23 protein-coding genes are annotated in these 24894 nt (G+C 28.3%); 2 read left to right on the plus strand and 21 right to left on the minus strand.

Translation table 4 applies throughout. From position 1 onward, the window contains the following. Positions 1 to 424: 424 nt before the first annotated feature. From AAHM88_RS03490 to AAHM88_RS03500, 3 genes are read right to left on the minus strand one after another with little or no spacing between them, the layout of a single operon-like run. Positions 425 to 1114, minus strand: a complete 690-nt coding sequence (locus AAHM88_RS03490; protein WP_342263271.1) for a hypothetical protein — start codon at positions 1112 to 1114, stop codon at positions 425 to 427. A 6-nt stretch (positions 1115 to 1120) separates the two neighbouring features. Continuing rightward, entirely contained in the window at positions 1121 to 2026 is a 906-nt protein-coding gene (locus AAHM88_RS03495) for a bifunctional 5,10-methylenetetrahydrofolate dehydrogenase/5,10-methenyltetrahydrofolate cyclohydrolase (RefSeq protein WP_342263272.1), read from the minus strand. Positions 2027 to 2037: 11 nt separating this feature from the next. Further along, a complete protein-coding gene (locus AAHM88_RS03500) occupies positions 2038 to 3789 on the minus strand; it encodes a TrkH family potassium uptake protein (protein ID WP_342189985.1) in 1752 nt (583 codons plus the stop codon). 125 nt (positions 3790 to 3914) lie between these two features. On the opposite strand from AAHM88_RS03500, the gene AAHM88_RS03505 reads away from it, so the two are divergent. Next, complete coding sequence (locus tag AAHM88_RS03505) at positions 3915 to 4604, plus strand: TrkA family potassium uptake protein (protein ID WP_342263273.1); 690 nt, start codon at positions 3915 to 3917, stop codon at positions 4602 to 4604. Positions 4605 to 4641: 37 nt separating this feature from the next. On the opposite strand, the gene gatB is transcribed toward AAHM88_RS03505, so the two are convergent. From gatB to AAHM88_RS03550, 9 genes are all read right to left on the minus strand, one after another. Continuing rightward, positions 4642 to 6084, minus strand: a complete 1443-nt coding sequence (gene gatB, locus AAHM88_RS03510; RefSeq protein ID WP_425289538.1) for an Asp-tRNA(Asn)/Glu-tRNA(Gln) amidotransferase subunit GatB — start codon at positions 6082 to 6084, stop codon at positions 4642 to 4644. Beyond that, positions 6085 to 7551 (minus strand): amidase family protein, encoded by a 1467-nt coding sequence (locus tag AAHM88_RS03515; RefSeq protein ID WP_342263275.1) that lies wholly within the window; start codon positions 7549 to 7551, stop codon positions 6085 to 6087. It abuts the gene before it with no gap. Beyond that, entirely contained in the window at positions 7551 to 7844 is a 294-nt protein-coding gene (locus AAHM88_RS03520; protein ID WP_338967449.1) for an Asp-tRNA(Asn)/Glu-tRNA(Gln) amidotransferase subunit GatC, read from the minus strand. The genes AAHM88_RS03515 and AAHM88_RS03520 overlap by 1 nt, the downstream gene beginning before the upstream one ends. Positions 7845 to 7850: 6 nt before the next feature. Continuing rightward, positions 7851 to 9857, minus strand: coding sequence for an NAD-dependent DNA ligase LigA (ligA, locus tag AAHM88_RS03525; RefSeq protein ID WP_342263276.1), 2007 nt, complete (start codon positions 9855 to 9857; stop codon positions 7851 to 7853). A 140-nt stretch (positions 9858 to 9997) separates the two neighbouring features. After that, a complete protein-coding gene (locus AAHM88_RS03530; protein WP_342263277.1) occupies positions 9998 to 10306 on the minus strand; it encodes a hypothetical protein in 309 nt (102 codons plus the stop codon). Between the two features lie 94 nt (positions 10307 to 10400). Beyond that, positions 10401 to 11555 (minus strand): EamA family transporter, encoded by a 1155-nt coding sequence (locus AAHM88_RS03535; protein WP_342263278.1) that lies wholly within the window; start codon positions 11553 to 11555, stop codon positions 10401 to 10403. A gap of 15 nt (positions 11556 to 11570) precedes the next feature. Continuing rightward, positions 11571 to 13448, minus strand: a complete 1878-nt coding sequence (locus tag AAHM88_RS03540; RefSeq protein WP_342263279.1) for a hypothetical protein — start codon at positions 13446 to 13448, stop codon at positions 11571 to 11573. A 39-nt stretch (positions 13449 to 13487) separates the two neighbouring features. Further along, positions 13488 to 14402: an RluA family pseudouridine synthase gene (locus AAHM88_RS03545; protein WP_342263280.1), complete on the minus strand. Its 915-nt coding sequence runs from the start codon at positions 14400 to 14402 to the stop codon at positions 13488 to 13490. Position 14403: 1 nt separating this feature from the next. Beyond that, positions 14404 to 15396, minus strand: a complete 993-nt coding sequence (locus tag AAHM88_RS03550; protein WP_342263281.1) for a CPBP family glutamic-type intramembrane protease — start codon at positions 15394 to 15396, stop codon at positions 14404 to 14406. A 98-nt stretch (positions 15397 to 15494) separates the two neighbouring features. On the opposite strand from AAHM88_RS03550, the gene AAHM88_RS03555 reads away from it, so the two are divergent. Then, entirely contained in the window at positions 15495 to 16118 is a 624-nt protein-coding gene (locus tag AAHM88_RS03555; RefSeq protein WP_342263282.1) for a superoxide dismutase, read from the plus strand. Between the two features lie 56 nt (positions 16119 to 16174). On the opposite strand, the gene AAHM88_RS03560 is transcribed toward AAHM88_RS03555, so the two are convergent. The 9 genes from AAHM88_RS03560 to ptsP form a co-directional block, all read right to left on the minus strand. Beyond that, positions 16175 to 16660, minus strand: coding sequence for a PTS glucose transporter subunit IIA (locus tag AAHM88_RS03560; protein WP_338967416.1), 486 nt, complete (start codon positions 16658 to 16660; stop codon positions 16175 to 16177). A gap of 107 nt (positions 16661 to 16767) precedes the next feature. Then, positions 16768 to 17337 (minus strand): hypothetical protein, encoded by a 570-nt coding sequence (locus AAHM88_RS03565; protein WP_342263283.1) that lies wholly within the window; start codon positions 17335 to 17337, stop codon positions 16768 to 16770. 131 nt (positions 17338 to 17468) lie between these two features. Next, entirely contained in the window at positions 17469 to 17870 is a 402-nt protein-coding gene (locus AAHM88_RS03570) for a PTS glucose/sucrose transporter subunit IIB (RefSeq protein ID WP_342263324.1), read from the minus strand. After that, positions 17812 to 18486, minus strand: coding sequence for a PTS transporter subunit EIIC (locus tag AAHM88_RS03575; protein ID WP_342263284.1), 675 nt, complete (start codon positions 18484 to 18486; stop codon positions 17812 to 17814). Before AAHM88_RS03575 ends, AAHM88_RS03570 begins: the two co-directional genes overlap by 59 nt. Further along, on the minus strand, positions 18429 to 19361 hold the full coding sequence (locus tag AAHM88_RS03580) for a PTS transporter subunit EIIC (RefSeq protein ID WP_342263285.1): 933 nt from the start codon (positions 19359 to 19361) through the stop codon (positions 18429 to 18431). The genes AAHM88_RS03575 and AAHM88_RS03580 overlap by 58 nt, the downstream gene beginning before the upstream one ends. A gap of 265 nt (positions 19362 to 19626) precedes the next feature. Next, positions 19627 to 20331 (minus strand): NTP transferase domain-containing protein, encoded by a 705-nt coding sequence (locus tag AAHM88_RS03585; RefSeq protein ID WP_338967483.1) that lies wholly within the window; start codon positions 20329 to 20331, stop codon positions 19627 to 19629. Further along, positions 20324 to 22771 (minus strand): leucine--tRNA ligase, encoded by a 2448-nt coding sequence (gene leuS, locus AAHM88_RS03590; RefSeq protein WP_342263286.1) that lies wholly within the window; start codon positions 22769 to 22771, stop codon positions 20324 to 20326. Before leuS ends, AAHM88_RS03585 begins: the two co-directional genes overlap by 8 nt. A gap of 27 nt (positions 22772 to 22798) precedes the next feature. Next, the gene (locus tag AAHM88_RS03595; RefSeq protein WP_342263287.1) at positions 22799 to 23053 is read right to left on the minus strand and encodes a hypothetical protein; all 255 of its coding nucleotides are present in this window, start codon (positions 23051 to 23053) and stop codon (positions 22799 to 22801) included. Beyond that, on the minus strand, positions 23053 to 24777 hold the full coding sequence (gene ptsP, locus AAHM88_RS03600; RefSeq protein WP_342263288.1) for a phosphoenolpyruvate--protein phosphotransferase: 1725 nt from the start codon (positions 24775 to 24777) through the stop codon (positions 23053 to 23055). The genes AAHM88_RS03595 and ptsP overlap by 1 nt, the downstream gene beginning before the upstream one ends. Positions 24778 to 24894 lie beyond the last annotated feature (117 nt).

The raw sequence follows: 24894 nt of genomic DNA on the forward strand, positions 1-24894 counted from the left end.
AATTTTAAACTTAGCATACCCCTATTCATAGAAATTTCTACACTTTAACATCCGCATCCTACCCTTGGAACTAATTTAATAGCGTGTATATTTTTAGGAAATCCACCCATTCATTTTTTTATTGCAAAACGAAACAAATTGCTATAGCTAATAGGATGTTATCTATTAACTGGTAAACTTCTTTTGGTTATGGCGACCACCCACAATTTATCGTGCTTTAATACATACCAACATTATTAATTCACTTGTATTTAATTTTCAAAGAACAAATTTTTAACATCTTATAAAATAAAAAGACAATCATTGCTGACTGTCTTAATACTTATTCAAACCTTTTCCTACCTAACAAAACTTTATGCGTCCCATATTAGAAATTAATTCCTTCTTAAAGAAAGTCCCTTCTTAAAAAAAGAAGGGACTTTCTTTAAAATGTAAATATAAACAATGAATCACTACCTACAATTATAGTTTTTATAAGAGTAATTTTTCTAATGCGTTCATATTCTTGCTCATTTAAATAATCTTCTGCTAACAGTAAAATATCTTTTCGCATTAACTCATAAAAATAAACTCATAAAGTTCATCCTAAAATTAGCACCACTAAACTAGTATATCCAATCGTACTACTAATTAAATTAAGATTTGTAATACTAATTAAATCTTGTGAATAAAACTGCAAAAATAAAATTATCATTCCAAAATAACATAACAATGCAAAAATAAACATAAAATTTGCTAGATGAATAAAAAATACATACCTTTTACCATTTTGTTTTCATTTTATTTTTGCAACATAAGTTAAACAATTATAAATATGAAAAATACTATCGTTATAATAATCACTAGTTTTAATATTAACTTCTTGTTTATAATATTTAACATTAAAATAACGCATCGTTACTTTAGTTATTTTAATTTTAAAATGATATTTTTCTTGACGAAAAATAGCTTCTAAATATTCACCACCATCACGATTTTTACTATTACCTTTTTTAATAAAAGAAAATATCAATCACAATAAAGATAAAACCAGATAAGCAACAAAAATAATCCCTAATAAAAAACTAATAAGAATAAATAAAGCTTGATTAACAATTTCTAAATGATTTCACATAAATTACTACTCCACAATTAAACTTTTATTATTCATATTAACAACATTCAAATTTTTCTTATTCATATTAATAACATACAAGTCATAAACATTAGTTACTAACATTGCAATTGTCATTGGCCCAATACCACCAGGAACTGGAGTAATATAACTAACTTTTTCTTTAACCGTATCAAACTTAATATCACCACAAATCCGATTTGTTTCCAAATCACGAACAATAGCCACATCAACTACAATCGCATTAGCTTTAACCATTGTTTCATCAATTAAATTAGCAACACCAACAGCACTAATAACAATATCACTACCAATCGTATGCTTTTTTAAATCAACAGTATTTTCATTACATAATGTAACTGTTGCCCCTAAATGATGCAACATAATAGCCAAAGGTTTACCAACAAGATTACTTGTCCCCACCATTGTAACCGTTTTTTTAAAAACATCAATATTATATGCTTCTAACAGTTTAATTATTCCTAATGGGGTACAAGGAGCAATCGTTTTTAACCCTTGAAATAACTTACCTGCATTAATATAATGTAAACCATCAGCATCTTTACGAGCATTAATATGATCTAAAATCCGATTTTTATTAAGATGTTTAGGTAATGGTAACTGCACCAAAATCGCATCAACCGTATCATCATTATTTACTTTATTAATTACTGTTAATAAATCCTGCTCACTAACATTTTCATTAAAAGTTTTTAAACTAACTTGAATTTCTAACTTTTCACAAACTTTTATTTTGTGATTAACATATACTTTTGATGCTTCTTCTGTTCCCACCAAAAATACTACTAAATGCGGTTTTCGTAAATTTTTTTCTAAATAATTACTAATATTGTTTTTCAAATTATTTTGAATCTCATTAGCAATCGCTTTTCCATCCATTATAACTGCCATTATATTTTCTCCTAACCAATAGGCACATCTTGTTCTAAATATGCAAATCGTTCAATTTCATTTTTTCTTGCTGCTAATAATAAAGTATTTGATACTCCTAATTGACCAATAAACATTAAACTAATTAAAAATAATTTACTGATAACACCATAATCAGAAAAACTTAGGCCAAAATCAGGAATCATTGTTAAACCTGCCGTTCCAAATGCCGATGAAGATATAAACAAAGCCTCAACAATCGGCACCTGCACATTTTCGCTAATAATAATTAAAGACGCCAAAAAGACAATTAAAATCGCCATAATAAAAACTGCTGTTGCGCGTTTTGCTGTCTCATTAGGAACTTTAGCTTTAAACATATTAATATTATTTTTTCGTGTCGCACTAGCAATAATACTCACCATAACTAATGCTAGCGTTGTCGTTCTAATTCCACCACCAGTAGAACTAGGTGACGCTCCAATTCACATCAAAATCGAAAAAATAAACTTTGAGGGCGATTTAAAATAACTAATATCAATCGTACTATATCCAGCACTTCTTGTTGAAAAAGTATTAAAAATAATCGCCATTAAAGTTTCAGCATTAGTATTAGTAACATTTCTAATACCACCATTAATAAAAGTATTACTAAGCTTTGTTGGCACAAAATATTCAACCAAAATTACTGCTAAAATACCAATAAAAGAAATTGAAAAATAGTATATCACACTTATTTTAGTAAATAATGAAAAATTAACTTTAATACCACGATAACGCGCCACTGACTTTTGCTTTAAATCATAAAAAACAGGATAACCAATACCACCAATAATCAATTGAACTAAAAAAACTACTTGAACAAAATATTGTGTCCGATAGGGACTTAAAGAATTAGGACCAATAATATCAAAACCAGCATTATTAGTAGCTGAAACCGAATGAAAAATCCCTGATCAAAAACTACTACCAAAATTTCGATAGGTAACATTAAAATTCTTAGTAATTAATTGTTGCAAATAATCATTATCAATTATTTGTAAAAACCCTACAACATTATTATTATATTTATTAGTAACACCATTAATAATTCGTGCTAATTCATTAGGAAATTCCTTGCCCGCAGTAACAAAATTTTCTCAATCAGAAACCTTAGTAATTAACATTTCTTTAAATTTATCTGGCGTGTTAAACGATTTTCCTAATAATTCAATAATTGAATTAATTGATTGTGATTTTAAAGAATCTAAATAATCAATCGGTGTAAAATAAAAATAAAAAAATAACATCACGCCACCAGTAATTTCCACAATTGCTAAAACATAAAAAGCATTTTTAATTAACTGGACAGTGCCCCCAAGTTTAGTATTACCTCTTTCTGATTGCAAAAGCATTCTTTCTTCAATACTAATGTTTTTTCCAATTACAATAAACAAAATAATCTTTAAAGTCATAATTCCAATACCACCAATTTGAATTAGCAACAATAAAACAATTTGACCAAAAAAAGTTAAGTCTTTAGCTGGCGATATTAAACTTAATCCAGTATCAGAAAATGCACTTGAAGCAGTAAACAATGCTGTTAAAAAATCTCATTGATAAGTCTTACTAACAGCTCAAGGTGTCATTAATAAAATTGTTCCCACCAAAACAGCATATAAATAATTTCGCAAAATTTTCTTATTAACAGTATTACCAATAAAAATATTTTTAAAAACTTGACCAAGTTTTTTAAATCAAGTAAGATATTTTTTATTATTAGAAAATTTATCAATATCTTTCATTCTGACCCTCGCGATGCCGATTACTTGTTTATTACCCAATTATACTATACTTAGATTATTATTTTAAGATAAAATATAGTATAATTTTGTGGTAATAGTTTCAAATATATAAGAGGTGTTAAATAATGGCAGCAAAAGAATTTTGTATAATTGGTTTAGGTAATTTCGGCACAGCAGTTGCAGAAACATTAGCATCAATGAACCACAATGTCATTGTTATTGATCAAGATAATAGTAAAATCAGAAAAATTACGGGAAATTTTGCTAACATTAACGGCTACGAATTAGATGCCACTGACTTAGAAGCATTAGAAAGTATTGGAATTAAAAATATTAATGACATTATTATTGCTATCGGTAGCAATATTCAATCATCAGTTCTAGTAGCTGTTAACCTAAAAGAATTAGAAACCACCAATATCATTGCTAAAGCTATTAACAATCCTCATGAAAAGATTTTACGAGCAATTGGGATTAATCAAATTGTCAAACCCGATATTTCCTCAGGAAGACAAACTGCCCTAAAAGCCCTATGAGGTCTAGAAGTTGACATTAAAGATGTTGATGGTGAATTTAGCATTAGTTTAGTTGAAGCCACAAATAAAATTATCTTAGGAAAACCCCTTGAAGAAATCAAACTAATTAACAATAAAAGAGTTAACATTATTCACATTAAACACAACAAAAAAATTATCTTGCCCGATGCCGATACCATTCTTAGCTACGGCGACGAAGTTCTATTCATTGCTAAAAACAAATACATCCAAGAAATTCACGAATACATTACGGGAGCAAAAGAAACCGAAGATATTTAAAAAAACAGCACATTGTGCTGTTTTTTTGTAAACTTAATTATTTACTAATATTTTCAGAAATTATTTCTTCAATAATCCTTTGTCCTATTTCAGGATTAACTTGTCCCTTAGTAACTTTCATTAAGTGTCCCATATAAAACTTTAACACTCTCTCAGGACGAGAAGGATAATCTTTCAATATTTGTAAGTTTTCCAAAATAAACGGTTTAATTAAACTCCTAATTATCTTTTCATCATTTATTTGTTGTAAGTTAAGTTGCTTAATACTCTGCTCAACACTCACATTATTTTCTAGTAAATGTAATAACAATGTCTTGGCTTGTCTTTGCGATATTTCCTTTCGTTGTAAAATATTAACCATCTGGGCCAAATTAATCGGTGTTAACTGAGTATCTAATAAAGAAGCATCTTTTTGTTTCAAATAAGCACTAATATCACCAATAAACATATTTAACACCAAACGATAATATTTAGTATGTTCAATTGTCTTTTCAAAAAAATTAGTTAATTCAATATCTTGTAACAAAACATTAACTTCATTAATATGCAAACCATATGTTTCTACATAACGAATTTGTTTTTGGGGATACGATTCTGGACTAGTATTAATAATCTCTTCAATTCAATGCTGTTCTAAAATAATCGGAACTATATTTGGTTCGGGAAAATACTTATAATCAACCGTTGACTCTTTAGAACGCATTAAAATTGTTGTTTTTGTTTTTTCATCAAATCTGCGTGTTTCATTACTCTTTAAAGGCGTTCCTTGATTAATTAAATTAGTTTGTCGTTTAATTTCAAATTCAATCGCTCTTTTAACATTATTTAAAGAATTTAAATTTTTAACTTCCACGCGTTTAAAAAAATCCTTACTTTCTATCGGTCGTAAAGAAATATTAATATCACAACGAAATGAACCTTCACTCATTTTAGCATTACTAACCCCTAAATGTAATACTGTCTTACGCAATGTTTCAATATAATTAATTGCCGTCTCAACATCATAAATAACAGGTTCACTAACAATCTCAATTAAACCAATTCCCGCCCGATTATAATCTAACAAAGTAATATTATCTAAATGAATTTGTTTAGCCGTATCTTCTTCTAAATGCAACCGCGTAATCAAAATATCTTGTTGCACATTGTTAGTAGTAATCGTTAATTTACCATTACTACCAATCGGATTATTTTGTTGGGTTATTTGATATCCTTTAGGTAAATCCGGATAAAAATAATTCTTACGATCAAATGATAATACTGGATTAATTGTCATATTTAACGCTTGACACGCTCTAATAGCTAATACTACTGCTTGTTTATTAATAGAAGGTAAACTTCCCGGATAGCCCAAATCAATTTCATTTACTTGACTATTAGGAATACTAGCAAATGTCACCGGACTATTAGAAAACATTTTTGTTTTTGTTTTTAACTCAATATGAATTTCAATTCCAATAACAGGTTGTAATTTCATTATTTATTTTTCCTTTCGATGATGACAAGAATTTTCAAAGTTAATAATTTTTTCAATTCCATAAGCAATATTTAACGCCTTTTGATCAGCAAATGGTAAACAATTAATTGTCATTCCAAATGGCAATTCATTTACTAAACCAATAGGAATTGTGATTGAAGGCGCACCCGAAAAATTAGCTAATAATAAAGCATCATTTGTTAAGTTATTAACATCACTTAACTCTAATTTATGATTAATAGTTTTCTCAATTGTCGGAGCATCACCACCAGATGCTGGCAATAACAGTCCATCATAATCAGTAAAAATTTTTTCAAAATGATCAACAATTTTTCGTCGCACCTTTTTTGCTTGCAAAAATAATTTCTGTTGATTTGCTTGTGCCAAAGCATATGCCCCAATAACATATCTTCTTTTAACTGTCTTTCCCAATACACTACGACTTTTAATCATAATATTTTGATAAGAATCATCATCTTTACTAATTCGTTTCCCAAAATTAATTGCTGTTAAATTACTTTGCGAACTAGTAGCTTCCGCAAACGAAATAACCATATAAACTGGTAATAATGCCTTTAATAAATCAAGGGGAAAATCAATATCCTCAATAAGTAAACCTTGCTCTTTTAATTTACTAATTACCGAAGACCACAAAACTCCCGTTAACGGTCGCAAACCATCATTAACCGACTTAATAGTCGCCAAACGATATTTTTTAATATCAGGACTAAGATTTTGCAAATAATCTTTTTCCTTTGCTTGCTGACTAGTCAAATCATTCGCATCAAACTTAACCGTCGCATCCATAATAATTGCACAATCACGAACAGTATTAGCAAGCACACCAACAGTATCTAAAGACGGTGCATAGGGAAATAACCCATAGCGAGAAATAAGTCCATAAGTCGGTTTAATACCAACAATCCCTGTATACGATGCTGGTTTTCTAATCGAATCACCCGTATCACTTGCCAAGGCAAACGGAACAACACCCAAAGCAACCAACGCCGCGCTTCCTGATGAACTACCCCCCGTAATATGATTTTTATTTCACGGATTATAAACAAAACCCGTAAAACTATCCAAACCAGTACCACCCATTCCTAATTCATCAAGCGTTGCTTTAGCAATATTAACAGCTTGATAATCATTAATATCTTTAACTACTTTACTATCAAATGTCGGCACAAAATTTTCTAAAATTTTTGTTCCTCCACTAGTTACAATGTTCTTAGTTGCTAAATTATCTTTAACCGCATAAGGTATAGCAAATAAATAATTATCTTCAGGAATTGGCATTGATTCCAAATGCTTAGCAATGACCATCGCTTCTTCTTCTAATAATTTAACAACACCATTATAATGTTCATATTTTTTTGCCTTAGCAATCGCATCACGAACAATTTTAATCGGTGATGTTTTCTTCTGTAATAATTGCTGATGCAATAATTCAATTGTCATTTTCATCATTATTCAACCACCCTATTAATAACAATATAATCATCTTTTACTTCTCACGCATTTTGCAAAACAAGTGATTGTTCATTAATCATTACATTATCATCTTCGCGTAATAAATGTTGCGAATTTAAAAATGGATAATGCATTGGTTCATAACCTTCCACATCAATTGTCTGTACTAACTTCATTTGTTCTAAAACAATATAAAACTCTTCTGCTAATAACTTATACTCTTCTTCTTCCAACTCTAGCATTAAATTATTAGTAATTTCCCGTAATAATTCCGAAGTAATATTTTCCACTACTACTTACACTCCTTCTTTTAATTGCTCATACTCTGCTAATGTTAAAATTTTAATATTAAATTTTTTAGCACTTTCTAATTTACTGCCAGCATTACTACCAACTAATAAATAATCAGTATTTTTACTAACTGTATTAGTAATATTAGCATTTAATCCTTGTAATTCTTCAACATAATAACTTCTTGGTTTTGTGAATGTTCCCGTAATCACAACCGTTTTATTAAAAAAAGGATTATTTTTATTATCATTTGCTATTGGAAAATATTTCATATTAACACCATAAATTTTTAAATCATTAATTAATTGTAAATTTTCTTGATGTGAAAATCAATCAATCACACTTTCAATAATGACCGCGCCAATATCATAGATCATTTCTAACTGCTCACTTTTAGCTTTAAGTAAATTATCAATATCTTCATAATGTTTTGCTAACTGTAAAGCAGTTTTCTCACCAATATGACGAATTCCTAAACCAAATAACAAATGTTGCAATGACTTCATCTTTGAACGATTAATTGCCTTAATCATATTATTAAATGATTTTTCACCAAAATTATCTAAAGCAATAATATCTTGTTTTCGATTTTCCAATAAATATAAATCACTAACTTTTTTTAATCAACCTAATTGATACAACCGAATAATTATTTTCTCACTAACACCACTAATATCCATTGCTCTTCTTGAACAATAATGTATTAATGACCGAACAATTCTTTGCGAACAATTAATATTAATACAATACTGATCAACTTCTAAAACAGCATTTTCTAATTTACTATTACAATTTGGACAATATTCAATTAATTTTCAAGGTTCATTTCCTTCTTTTCTTAACTTTAAAACAGGATTAATAACTTCAGGAATAATATCACCAGCTTTTTTAATTAATACAACATCACCAATCCGAATATCACGATTAATAATATAATCAGCATTATGCAATGTCGCCGCCTTAACAACTGTTCCTTGTAAATTTACTGGTTCTAGTTTAGCATTATATGTTACTTTACCCGTTCTTCCAATTGATGCAAAGATATCTAGTAATTTAGTCGTTACCACAATACCAGCATATTTGTATGCTATTGCTCATTTAGGACTTTTACTTGTTTGTCCAATAATATTATATAATGATAAATCATTAATTTTAATTACAATGCCATCAGTATCATAATCTAATTGTTTTCTTTTAAGGTCATATTCTTTTATATATTCTCATACTTCAGTAATACTATTGCATAAACGATATTCATTATTAATTGGAAAACCTAAATTTTTTAATGTCACTAAAACTTCCTCTTGGGTTTTCATCCCATTTTCTTGACCATTAACATAATAATATAAAAAAACTTTTAAATTACGACTTGCCGTAATGTTTGCATCTAATTGGCGTAAACTACCAGCAGCAGCATTACGCGGATTAGCAAATACTGGCATTTTTTCTTTAGAACGCAATTCATTTAAATCATTAAAATCACTTTTAGCTAAAAATACTTCACCCCGCACTAACAACTTATTTACTAATTTAATTTTTTGTGGGATATTAGCAATTGTTTTAACATTATCAGTAACATTTTCACCAGTAATACCATCACCTCTAGTAGCTGCTGATATTAAAAAACCATTATCATACTGCAACGAAACCGACAAACCATCAATTTTTAATTCACAAAGATATTCAATACTTTCTTGACCAGTTAAAGATTTTATCTGATTATCAAAATTAATTAAATCTTCTTCGGTAAAAGCATTATTTAAACTTAACATTGGATAATTATGCTGAACTTTATTAAAACCATAAGCTACTTTGCCACTAACAGATTGTGTTGGTGAATTTTTGCTTAAAAACTGCGGAAAATCATTTTCTAATTGTTGTAAACTCCCCATCTTCGCATCATAGTATTCATCACTAACTGATGGTTTATTTTCTAAATAATACTCATTATTTCACTGCTCAATTAACTTTCTTAACCGCAAAATTTCCTTTTTTGCTAATTTTTCATTCATTCGAGCACCCCATAATATTTCACCATTAAATTATAACATATATTAATTATGACTAATTAGTTCATAATTTAATAAATTAAACTCTAACTAGTAATAAATAAAAAGTCAATCAATTATTTATTGATTGACTTTTTAACATATTATAACTTTGTTTCTTGAACCGTTTCTTGTTGTTCATCTAATAGCACTCCTTGGTTATCTTGATGAATTTCTACAGTAGTAGTATTTGGAACTGGATTTCCATCTAACTTAACTTCTTCAACCTTAACTTCTTCAACCTTATCTTCTTCAATAGTATTATCTTGTTCTTCTATGCTAGTTGCTTTAACTGCTTTTTTACGCTTTACAAGTAAACGATCAAGACTTCATATCACCACAAACACTAATTCTATTCCTAATAAAATCATCGCAATAAAACCGATAATACCTCAAGCACCTAATAAATCCATATTATATATCTCCCTTTTTATATAAGTATATACGCATCAATATTTAATAACAACAAAAAAATATAAAAAAGTAAAACTTTAAACTAATTATATATTATTTCAACTCCATTGGAGGTGTTCAAACATCCTTATCTTTTTTTAAAAATTTTTCATTAAACAGCAACAATATTAACCCAATAAGCACTGGAACTAAAAAGACATAATATTCTCATTGCGTCGCACCCAAATACAAATCTTTAATTTGCATATCTAAAATATTAGATTGAATAATACCAAAATCACAATTAGTAACTTTATATAAACCAAAAATTGCTAAAGAAAGCAATGGCGTTCATAACAACATCGCCAATTGAGCAGCAATTCCATAAGAACCATTTAAAATTTTAATACTGCGAAAAAATAAAATTCGCCCAATTGCAATCGCAAAACTAGAAATGATAATAAATAAAAATGTTAGCCCCTTCAATTCACCAAAAATTCTAAATTGAACTCAGCCTTCATAACCATAACCCCCACCTATTACCGAAACTATTGGTAAAACAAAAATTAACATTATCCACGATGAACTAAACGCTTTTAAAATTAATGCATCCTTCTCATTAATTTTATTTTTAGACTTACTCATTGCAAAATGAAGAATTGTTGATTCAATAGCATATAAAATCGCCGTTAACAATGACAAAATTATTGCCCAAGTAGCTTTTACTCACGGTTGAATATCACTAGGGTCAGGACTTAATATTGTTTTATTAAACTCAGTAATAATTTGTCAAATAACCAAACCAATAACCGCTAAAGATGTTAAAAGTAATCCAGCCCAAGCAATAAAAGATAATCTTTCCTCTAATAATAACCTTGATAATAAAGCCGTAAAAATTGGAGCAATATTTACTAACACTGTTGCCGTAGCACTCATTTGCGCTGCCAATTGAATTGATAAGATATACAATACTTGCGCAATCGGACCACCAAAAATACCAGCAATAATTACAATCATTCCTAACATACTTTTAGTATTTTTCCAAATTTGTTTTAAAAACTTTAATGGTTTATTAGTAAGACAAACAACTAAAATTCAAGAAACAAATTCTTGCACTGTTGCTAAAATAAAACTATTTAATGCTCGCGTATCTAAAAAAATAATTAATAATGGTGCTAATGAATACATAAAAGCTGAAATAACACCAATTCCTGTACCCGTGAGTAACTCTTGCTTCGTAAAATGAACATTAAGTTTTTGTAAACTCATTTTTTTCTCCTTAAATTAATTTTTACCTGTTAATGTATAAACTGCTTGTTGCTCATTTTTACTATTTGTTCGCTGATTATCTTTTCATTTATCTTCGGCTTCAATACTATGAACTTTAATTTTATCGGGATCATTAAAAGCGATCAATTCATCTTTTGTATAAAAATCATCTTTATTTTTCAATTGTTTTTTTAAACGAACAATAATCCAATTAGTTAATGAACTTCGTGATAATATCGCCATTAACTGCAAAGGTTCAGTAATCGCTGCTAATAACATAATCCCCGGAACAGAAATAACAAGAATTAACATAAATAATTTTATAATTCCTTTAATTCCTAATTGTGACGACAATTGTTCATAGTTAGCAAATTGATAATAAGGATTAGAAAAAATTAATTTATAAGCAATAACAATTGAAAAAATCATTGGAATAATAATAATTGCCAAATTCTTTCATCAAAACCGAGCATTACTATTATATGTTAAATACTTCCAAGTATAACTACTACTATAAATTCAACGATAAAATAACCCAAAAGTTGTTGATAATACTAAAGCATAAATTGTTAACTGTGCATCTTTTAAATAATATGTAAAAACTGACCCTAAAATTAAACTAATAATCAAACTAATAACCACTTGTATATAAGCATGCTTCGTAGTTTCACGATGTCTTCCCGCACCATAAATTAAAATACTCGCCGGTTCACTTATCATTAATAATGCTGAATTAATAGCAAAAATTAACGATAAATGTGGGGTATCAAAAATAGTCTTAATCGCAATATTCTCAAACTCTGGATTACTAGAACTTCTAACAGTTGCTAACATTTGAACCTTCAATTCACCATATAAGCCATTAACAAAATATGGTGACATAATAAATTGCACAACAAACATAAAAGCAGCCACCATATAAGCAAACAATTCAAATTTAACAAATGTATTCCAACGAATTCTTCCTTGATAAGAAATTCATGTACCAAAAAAGTCTTTAAACGAAGTAATAAATAATAACATAATTACTCTCATATTTATCGCCACCGTCATATATATGGAATACGCCGACGCTGTACGAAAACCAATAAATAAAGCAATTAAAACAAAATCAATATTATTAAAAATTGCTACCGCATAACTTTTAACCGCAACATAGTTACTCTCTTGCAATAATTTATCATTTTTAGTTCACTCTTTAGTTTGCAATCATGGATACTTTAATTTCACATAAATATAAATTAAAATTGACTTAATAATTCCATGAAAAATATAAACTAAAAATGGTAAATAAGCATTGGGATTACCATTTCTAGCACTAATCCACATTCACAAAATAACACCTGTAAAAACTAATAAATCACAAGTTAAATGCACAATCCGATTAAAATAATTACCATTATCTGCTTGAATTAAATTTTCATAAGCACCAACAATGAAAAATGAAATTAAATTTTTTAATGACAACGATATGATAATAATTCATAATTGTCAAAACGGCATCACTTGAATAACATCATCAGTAATAATTTCACTAACATTATTTCAATAGGCATACAAAGAAAACCCTAAACCTAAAAAAATAACTAATGATAAATAAATTATCCCCGTTTTAATATAATTATTTTTAATCGTACCCACAATATCATTAACAGTAATTCAATCTTTCTTTGCTAAGGGATGATACAAATAAAAAATTCCCATAATTCCTAAACTACTCTCAGCCAAACCAATAGTAAATGAAATTGCCATAATAGTTCGTACTAATCCATTCATCTTCGCCCCATAATATTTAATTATTAAATAAATAAGAACAAACTGAAAAACTGAACCTAAAAATGTTCCAATAATTCCTAACAGTGTATTAAAAAAACTTTTGCTTGTTGAATACATTGGCCATTCCCCTTCAATTTAAATCATTTTATCACAAACTTAATTAATTTCTCTGCTATTTATTTCTAATATCTTATCAATATCTGGTAAAACAAATTGTTTATTATTTAAATAATCCAAAGGAACCGGTAAATTTTTAAACTCTAACTTATAAGCAAAAAGCATAATACGATCATTTAAATTATATTTAGAACCATATTTAATGTCACCCACAATCGGTGTTTTTAAATACTCACAAGATGCTCTAATTTGATGTTTTCTTCCCGTAATCAGTTGGATCTCATATCAACTAAACTTTAATACTTTTTTAAACATTTTAAACTTCGTTACTGCTACTTTACAATTTGGCAATTCTAATTTAGGACTAAACACCATTTTTCCTTGCATAATATCTTGAAATATATAACCTTTAACAACTAATGGTAATTCCTTATTAGTAGCTAATAACGCTAAATATTTTTTAGTAATATTATTTTGATTTCAAAATTGATGAAAAATATTTAAAGCAATTTTCTTTTTCGCATAAATTACTAAACCTCTTGTTAATTTATCTAAACGATGTACATGACTAATAGTAAAAGAATAACTGTTATTAATTTGCAAATACTTACGAACTGCTAAATCTAAACAATCACCCACAGGATGGTGAATTAAAACATTATGGGGTTTATCAACAATTAAAATATATTCGTCTTCATAAATAATTGTTAAAGCAATTTGACTAGCAAATTGCTTTTTTACTTCATCTTTGAAAGTTAAATTATCTAAAACAATAATCGTATCATTAGGTTTTAAATAATACTTCAAATCAGTAATAACTTCACCATTTAATTTTATCTTTTTTAAACGAAATAACTTATAAATTAGTCGTAAAGGAACAGTATTAAAAGTTTTACGCATAAATTTAATAATTGTTTGATGAGCATCATTTTCTTCAATAACAAATTGTACCATCCTAAGTTGCAACCAAAACTGTATAACTAATCAAGTTATTTATTAAATGAATTACAAATGAATATGTTACATTCTCACGACTAAAAATAAATAGTAATGACAACGACAAAGAAAAACCTAAATAACTAAAAATATTTTGAATATCGCCAGCCAAGCGGACATGCATTCAAGCAAAGTAAAAAGAAGAAATAAAAAATCCCAATCAACGATATCTTGATAGCATAAAAATACTATGCCTAGTTGCTAATTCTTCCAATAATGGTGCTGTAATAACAACCATAATAAATAAACTAATCTTGCCACTAATAGTACTTAAAGATTTTTCAATTTCAGTTTGATTAGCAGATTTCTTAGTACCAATAGCATCATTAATAAACTTAAAAACAGTAGTAACTTGAAAAATAATTAACAAAGAAATAATAATCACAATAGCAACTAATAGCACATTATAAAGTAATGTATTACCAATCTTACTTGCTAACTGCTTACTAAAAAACAAAATTATAAAAATTGTTACTAATCCAGTAATGCTTTGTATAAAAGAACTAAGAGCATAATAACCAGCATTCGTAAGTTCAATTTTATTACCAACTTGCTCATAAAATAATGGCGATGTTTTAATAAAAATAGCAAATAAAATCGTACTAACTGTTTGGGAAGCTACAAATAAATAAATTGCTCAAGCACCACTATTAATAAATTTTTTTGCATCTTCAACCATTAATCATCCAAAACTAAAACCATACGAAACTAAATTAAGAATTAAAAATAAAAAAATATAATTATTATTATTTAAAACATAAATCCGAAGTAAATCAAAAATTATTGGAAGAGCAAAAACTGTTATGAGAAATAAACAAGTACTAACTTTAGAAAACAGTTTATAATTATAAACCTGTAAATCATCAACAAAAGTTTTTGGAATTTGATACTGTGGACGATATCATTTGCACGACTTTAATTGTTGGGAATGCGAAAAACTTTCAGAACTCATCTTTAAACCTTACTCCATTTTTACTTTCTTATACAATTATTATACATTTATATAGTATATGTGTATATAATTAATTTATTAAAAGGAGGAAATTATAAATGTTTCAAAGAAAAGAATTAAATTATTCGTTAGATGCTCTAGAACCAATTATATCTAAAGAAACCATGGATTATCATTACAACAAACATCACAAAGCATATGAAGATGGTTTAAATAATACTCTTGCAAAATTAGAAAATAACAATCAACCTACCGATCTAAATCAATTAATGCGCGACTATTTAACCTTACCAAATGAATGCCATGTTGGTATTCGCCAATTTGGTGGCGGATTAATTAACCACAATTTCTTTTTTAGTATCCTAGCCAAAGACAAACCAATTAGTAATGGTAAATTAAAAACTCTCATTGAAGAAACCTACGGGTCAATGGAAAAATGACAAGAAAAAATGCGTGACGCCGCCTTACAAGTCTTTGGTAGTGGTTGAACATGATTATTAATTGATCGTAATGGCAAATTAAAAATTTTTAACACCTTTAACCAAGATAATCCTTGATTTTTAAAATCCTATCCTTTAATCGGTATTGATGTTTGAGAACATGCCTATTATATTGACTATCGTAACGACCGTAAAACTTATGTAACTAAATTTTTTGACATTATTAACTGAGAAGAAGTTGAAAAACTATATGACACTTATTTAAAAAATAATTCTAAATAATACTAATTTTAATAAAAAAGATGAATTCAATGAACTCATCTTTTTTATTAAATAATTTATTGAATTATTGCAATAACTTCACCAGCTTTAACAGCACCTAATTTAATATTAGTAATTTTTTTACCTTTTAAACTATCAGGTAAAAAAATTAACGGCGATTGATTTGATTTAATCTCACCAGCAATTTCACTTCAATTAACAACTGCTAATAATTCATTAGCCTTTACTTTTTGACCTTGTTTAACTTTTGGTTCAAACCCCCTACCTTTTAAATTAACCGTATCTAAACCAATGTGTAGTAAACATTCTACTTTTGTTCGATGTTGAATTCCATAAGCATGATTCGTAGGAAATATTGAAGTTATCGTACCTGCAAACGGTGCATAAAACTCATTAGCAGCAGGAATTAATGCGACACCATCACCTAACATCTTTTCATTAAACACCTCATCATCAACATCAGTAATATTAATTACTTCACCATCTACTGGTGATAAAATTTCAATTTGCTTTTTTTTAAAAAAATTACCAAAACTAAACATTTAATTATTTTCCTTTCATATATTATATATATCTTTAATTATATGTGAAAAAATCACTTTTGTCATTAAAACAAAAGTGATATATCCCATCATCTTACCTTAATAATTTATTTTATAATATTAAATCCAACATTATAACTAAGACCTGTTGCTAAATAATGCTTTTGCATTTTATTACTTCACAAATACACATCTAAATAACTAGTTAAGGGCCGATCAACATATAAATCAAATGAACTAATTAAAGCTGCTGTTAAATCCGCATTACTAGCTCTTCATTTAATTTTCTTAACTTCAAGATCAACCCTTCACCGGATATTTAATTGACTATCAATAAATCTTCTAACATCATTAAGAATTTTGTAATAATAATATTTAGCATCCGTTAAAGAAAAATTATATGGTTGTTTTTGTTGTTCAGAAATATTAAAATCTTTTTTAAAAGTATTAACAGTTCAATTAAAAATCAACGATTTTGAAAAAATAAAATCTTCTAAGATAATTTTAATATTCTGTTCTCATTGTTCTTCATCAACTGTTTTATTGGTAATAAGATTTAAAACATCAACAGATTTTTCTTCTTTACTTTTAATATTATTAATAGTACCTAAATTGCTTGTAGCTCCTATTGATAAACTCGAAATAATTAATAACTTAGTTAACTTATCATTCATCATTTAATAATCAATCCTTTCAGCTTCTTTCTTTTATTAAAACATATTAATTTTTAAATTCAACTGAAAAAAGAGTGAATTTAATTTTTTTTAAATTCACTCTTAATTAATTACTATTTACTACTAAATATTTATTACTTTTTACTATTTTCTGCGGAAGAAGAGCGATACAAAATTTCCTTAATTTTATTTTTTCAAATATCTGATTGACCACCAAAAACTACAGCCACTTGCTTCTTACCACTCTTTTTAATAGGCTTAATACTTAAAATTTCTAATTCGCCAGCATCAACTTTATTCATATCAACGACTTGCACTCGCAATCTTGAAGCACAAGCATCAATATTTTCAATATTTTCTGCTCCACCCAAAGCAGCTAATATTTTTTCTGCTGTAACAATTCCTTTTCCAGATTTCTTATCTTTAAGTTTTTCTTTTTCATCATTAATAATATTATCTTCTATTGGCGACATATTCTTAGATTGACTTTTTGCTGCTTGATAATCTTTTTTTTGTAAATAAATGAATCTGCCCATCAACAGCTTCTCTTCCCGGAATTTTAATATTAAATCGTAAAATCAAGAAATAAAATAAGAAGAAATAAATCGCTGCATAGGCTGCACCAACAATTGGTACAACTCATCAATTAGTTGTTTGACCACTAAAACTTGGAACAATTTCATAAATAATTCAGTCTAATACTCCACCAGAGAAAGTCATTCCAATTTTTACTTGTAAAACATTCATTAACATAAATGATATTCCCGCTAATGGCACATGAATCCCATAAAATAACCACGGGGCCACAAATAAGAAACTAAATTCTAACGGTTCAGTAATTCCTGTTAAGAAACTGGTTAATCCAGCAGAAGCATATACTCCTAATGCTGTATTTCGATTTTCCTTAGGTACCGTCAATGCCATAGCAGCGGCAGCGGCTGGCAATCCAAACATCATAAAGGGAAACTTACCTGCTTGGAATCGTCCTAGTCGTAATCCCCGACCTCACATATCTTGCAATGTTAATTTTCCATCAGCAATAACTGCCATAAATCCTGTTTGGTCACCAACAGCTGTTAAAGTTAATGGATTAGCTACATCCCCAGTACTAGCAAAGTCACTAATCGCTCCACCAGCACCAGATCATCACAATGGTGCTTATAAAACACATGATGCAATCCAAAAGGAATTAATGACCGTTCAATTAATCCAAAAAATAATGAATCTAATCCCACAGGTAATGTTCCTGATGAACGCCCAAATCAATTAAATGCTGCCCCAACTGGCGGTCATATTAAAATAAAAATAAACGCCAAGGGAATAACAGCAAAGAATACCACAATTGGGACAAATTTTACGCCACTAAAAAAACTAATGTAAGAAGGTAATTCTGTTAGATAAAAGCGATTGTAAAGAAAAGCAACTAACGCCCCAACAATAATTCCTCCAAATACTCCTGAATTTAGTGTTGGTCCAATACCTAAAATTGATGTCGTTAATTTATTATCAACTGCTAAATCACCTTTTCAAAATCATAAATTATAGTTAATCGGCGTTTCACTTGATGATATTACTTGATAAAAAGTATCATCAATTGGTTTTCCGCCCAATGTTCCTCCTAATAATTTACTAAATTCAGCAGTTAATTTTGGTATTAAATCTTTTCCCGTATATAATTCCTTTAATGAAACTACAATCTTCTGATCTTTACCAGCATCATCAACATATGCTAAAACATAGTTATAGTTTATTACCCCTTGATTCATAAAGACAGCAATTACAACAATAAAAATTAGAAAACCAATTAATGCGGTTAAACCTGCAACTCCCGCATCATTAGTAAAAGCAATTGCAACTGAAATTGCAAATAATACTGGTAAATTAGCAAATGGGACATCGCCCATCATTTTTAAAAATGTTCCAAAAGTTTCTCAAGCTTCTGCATCAGCATTTTTAGCAAGTGTTTCAATTGTTGCTCCAATTCCTAAAAATAATCCCGCAATTGGTAACAACGCAATCGGCAACATAAATGCTTTAGATAATTTTTGAAGAACACCTTGACTTTTTTCTTTAAAGTTACTCCAAAAACTACCTAAAGACTGTTTAAATCCAAGCTTTGACGATATATAAACCGTTCCTTTTCTATTTAAATTTAAAAATAAATTCTAAAAATTTTTTTATTTTAAAATTCAAGCAATAACCTCCACTCTATTTTTAATAACTAAATCAAATATTATTTAGTTAATCTAAGAAATTATTACAATCTCTTTAAACTAAATATATCAATAATAACTATGAAATTTTTATCGTTTTAGCAACTGAAATTTCTAAATCTTCTGGTGTATCAATATCTCATTGGTCATCTTCACTTAATATATAAGGAGCAATAACAATTTTATTTTTTAAAGCACTAGCAATAAGAATATCCACCATTTGATATTGAGAAATCTCATTTTTAGCAAACTTAATTTGCAATTGTTCTCTAATCGCCTTTGCTCATCGTTCATCTAACAATGACCATTCACCTAATAATAGCTTATGCATATTATTACTTTTTTCATAACCAATAATATTATTGTCATTACCTATATTATACACTCAATCAATCTTTTTAGTTACTCGTTTAACGGCACACATAATTGGTTTTGCTGTTAAATTCATAAAAAAATTTCGCCCCATTACCATATCACCACTAATAATAATTGTATTATCTTGTAAGTAATCTTTAACTAAATAACCAGCATAGGCACTAGAACCATTTTCATATTGCGCATTATGAACAAGCTTAACTTGCACATACTTATCAACTAAATATAAAAAATCTTGATGACGATAACCAGTAATAACAATAATTTCATTAACTTTAGCCACTAATAAATTAGTTATTATTTTTTCAATTAAAATTTCACCATTAATATTTAATAATGATTTATGTTGATGATTTAATTTTAATCTTCTGCCAACTCCGGCCGCAAAAATAATCGCTCGCTTAATCATCGTGTTTATCCACTACTTTAGTAACAAAGTTAATAATTTTATTCATTACAAATATTGTTTGTTTAATTTCATATTGATATAAAATTTTTTGTAAATAGTCATCATTTTGAATAATTTTTAAAATTTCTTCTTGTGATAAATTCGGCACAACATTTAATTTTCCTCGTAATTTACCATTAACCTGAATAATAACAACAACTTCATCTTTCACTAAATACTTAGCATCATATTCAGGTCATTTTTGAACAGCAACACTACTTTCTTGGGCTAATATTAATCATAATTCTTCTGCTAAATGCACAGCAAATAAACTTAACATTTTGATAAATCCTAAAAAATAAGGTAAATAAATTTGCTTTGTTTTATAACAAGCATTAACAAAAACCATTAATGATGATAACGCCGTATTAAAAGCTAAATTTTCCAAATCAGTAGTTACTTTAAACACTGTTTGATGATAAATTTTATCCATTTGACCATCATTATTTTTAATAATTCAAGCAAGATGTTCAGTTACTAAACGATAAATCCGATCTAATCATCTCCTTGTACCATCAATACCTTGAATATTTCATGGCATTGATGCTGTTAATGGTCCCATAAACATCTCATAAACGCGTAAAGCATCAGCGCCATGCGTCATAATGATATCATCAGGATTAACACCATTATCTTTTGATTTTGACATCTTTTCACCATCAACACCTAAAATCATTCCTTGGTTAACAAGTTTCATAAAAGGTTCAGGTGTCGGAACAACTTTTAAATCATACAATACTTGATGTCAAAATCGAGCATATAGTAAATGCAACACCGCATGTTCTTGACCACCAACATACAAATCAACTGGTAATCATTGTTCCAATAATTTAAACGCGGTTTTACTATTTAAGGGAATAAAACTACCATCATCTTGTTTCAAAATATATGCTAAATAATATCAACAACTACCTGCTCATTGTGGCATTGTATTTGTATCTCTTTTCCCTTTAACACCATCATTTCTAGTAACATTAACAAAATCAACCATATTTGCCAATGGCGACTGACCATTAACTGTTGAAACAATATTATCTGTTAATGGTAACATTACCGGTAAATCTAACTCATCAACTAAACCAGTGGTACCATCATCTCAAAAAATAATTGGAAACGGTTCACCTCAATATCTTTGGCGCGAAAACAATCAATCGCGTAATTTATAAGTTGTATGTTTTTTAGCGATTGCTTTTGCTTCCAAAACATTAATAATTTTACTAATGGCTTGTTCATTATTTAGTCCATTCAAAAACTGAGAATTAATATGAATACCATCACCAGTTATTGGCATTTTCATATTATCATTTTCAATAACAATCTTTATTGGTAAATTATATTTTAATGCTAAATGATAATCTTCAGCACTATGTGCGGGAACACACATTATTGCTCCTGTTCCATAATGATATAACACATAATCAGCAACTCAAATCGGAAGTAATTCATTTGTTAACGGATGCAACGCATAACTACCCGTAAATACCCCTTGTTTATCATTATTTAACTCTTGGCGTTCTAAATCAGTTTTCATTTTAACTTCTGATAAATACTCATTCATTTGTTGCTCATTATTCTTAATAGTAAGCGAAACTACTAATGGATGCTCTGGTGCTAAAATAATAGCACTAACACCAAAAATCGTATCCAACCTTGTAGTAAAAACTGAAATTTTTTCTAATGAATTTTGAATTTTAAAATCCACTAATGCCCCTAATCGTTCACCAATTCAATTTCTTTGTAATTCTTTAACGGAATTAGGTCAATCTAAATCATCTAATCCTTTTAATAGTCTTGAAGCATAATTAGTTATTTTTAAAACTCATTGTTGCATTGGTTTTTTAATAACCGGATAATGACCTCTTTCAGAAACCATTTTTCCTTCAATAACTAAAACCTCTTCATTAGCTAAAACTGTTCCTAATTTTTCACATCAATTAACATCACTTCATTTTAATTGAACTAAACCTTTTTTATAAATTTGTGAAAATATTCATTGTGTTCATTGATAATAATTAGGGTCAGTAGTATTTATTTCTTTATTATAATCATAAGAAAAACCTAAGCGTTGCAATTGATGACGAAAATTATTAATATTTTCCAAAGTAAAACTTACAGGATTATTTTTTGTTTTTAAAGCATACTGTTCAGCTGGTAAACCAAACGCATCCCAACCAATAGGATGCAAAACAGCATAACCTTGCATCTTACGAAATCGTGCCATTACATCAGTAGCAATATAACCTTTTAAATGACCAACATGTAATCCAGCACCAGATGGATATGGAAACATATCAAGAATATAAGTTTTTTTAGTTGCAATATTACTAGGCGTCTTAAATATTTGCTGATTTTTTCAATACTCTTGTCACTTTTTTTCTAAAGCACGATGTGAATAAATCATAATGTATCCTTTCTTATCATATATGTTTTAACTAAATATTCTCAATATAGAAATTAAGGAAGCGATAAACCCAAGAGTAAACATACATCCACATAAAAAGAAAATATTTTTCTTAATAAAAAATCACAATGTATCCTTATAAACAACTTTTGAAAAATATTTTGTTACTAACAGTCAATGAATAACAAAACATAAAATTGTCAAAATAAGACAACTAACAGTTAAAGCAATACCCATATTCTTATTTATTGTTGTCGTTGCCAATATCATATTTAAAAACATTAAATTAATTTCTTTTCTTGTAAAAATTTAGTAACAAGAGTAATTACTTCATTTTCATTATGACATTTTAAAGCCTCATTCACAAGAACACCTGTCTCTTTTTTAGTTAAACTATTAATAATTTTTCTTGCTTCTAATATTGATGTTGATGACATTGAAAAGTAATCTAATCCCATTCCTAATAATAATGGTAATGCCAAAATTTCTCCTGCCATTTCGCCACACATTCCAACTCATTTCTTATTTAAATGAGCACCATCAATTGTCATTTTAATTAGTCTTAATATTCCTGGATGATAAGGTTGATATAAATATGATACCTTCGGTGACATTCGATCAACAGCAATTCCATATTGAATTAAATCATTAGTTCCAATCGAAACAAAATCAGCATATTGAGAAAAAATATCACTCATTACCGCAGCAACAGGAATTTCAACCATCATTCCAATTTGAATATCATCACTAACAACAATATTTTCTTGCTTTAATTCTTCTTTACATTGTAAAGTTATGGCTTTAGCTTCTTTAAACTCATTCACAGTAGCAATCATAGGAAACATAATTGCTAATTTACCATAAACCGATGCTCTTAGTAATGCTCGCAATTGCGTTTTAAAAACATCAATCTGATCTAAACACAAACGAATTGCGCGATAACCTAAAAAAGGATTCATTTCCGATTCAAACTGATAATACGATAAATGCTTATCACCACCAATATCAAGTGTCCGAATAACAACCATATCATTAGGTATTTTCTCTAAGACAGCTTTATATGCTTGGAATTGTTCTTCCTCTGTTGGTCATTGATTACTATTCATATATGAAAATTCTGAACGAAATAATCCCACTCCATTACCACCATTATCAATAACACTATCAACATCGTGAAAAGAACCAATATTTCCTTCTAAAGTAACTTTATGCCCATCTAAAGTTATCGTTGGTTCATCCTTATATTTTTGCAATTGTTGTTGCTTAATTTTTCATTGCGTTTGCAATTCTTTTCATTCACCTTGTTGAGCACTAGTAGGATTAGTTATGACAACACCACTTTTTCCATCCATAATAATTAGTTCATCATTTTCTACTTTACTAGTAATATCTTTTAATCCTACAATCGCCGGAATTTCTAAACTACGCGCCATAATCGCCGCATGCGAAGTTCTACCACCAATATCACAAAGAAATCCTTTCACAAATTCCGGATTTAATTGTACTGTTTGCGATGGTGTTAAATCAGAACTAACAATAATTACTTCTTCATCAATAATTGCTAAATCTTGAATTTTTATTCCCAATAAATGCTTAATTAAACGATTAGTAACATCTTCAATATCGCTTGCTCTTTCGCGCATATAAGCGTCATCCATCGCTTTAAACATTGCAATATATTTATTAGCAACAACAAAACTCGCATACGAACTAGTAACTTGTTCACTAGTAATCATCTGTTTTATTTCATCAATAATAGTGGGATCACTAATAATTTGCTCATGAGCCATAAAAATTTTAGCTTTATCTTCACCAAGCTTTTTAAGAGTTTCAGTATACAATTTCCGAATTTCAGTAAGCGATACATCCAATGCTTGTTCTAAATTTCGTAATTGCTCTTCAATATTAGTAACTTGTTCTTTTTCAACTTCAATTCGTTGTTCAATTAACTTATATACTTTAGCAATGGCAATTCCGTTTGAAGCACCAATAGCTTTCAACTCCATAATATGTCCTCGTTTCTATATATGTTTAATAGTAATTATATATAAAAAAGTTCAGTTTTTCCAATAACAATTGCAATCTTAAAAAAACAAAATAAAAATACGAAATTACTCGTATTT

The sequence above is a fragment of the Spiroplasma endosymbiont of Dromius quadrimaculatus genome (genome assembly GCF_964031155.1).
Classification (GTDB): domain Bacteria; phylum Bacillota_I; class Bacilli_A; order Mycoplasmatales; family Nriv7; genus Nriv7.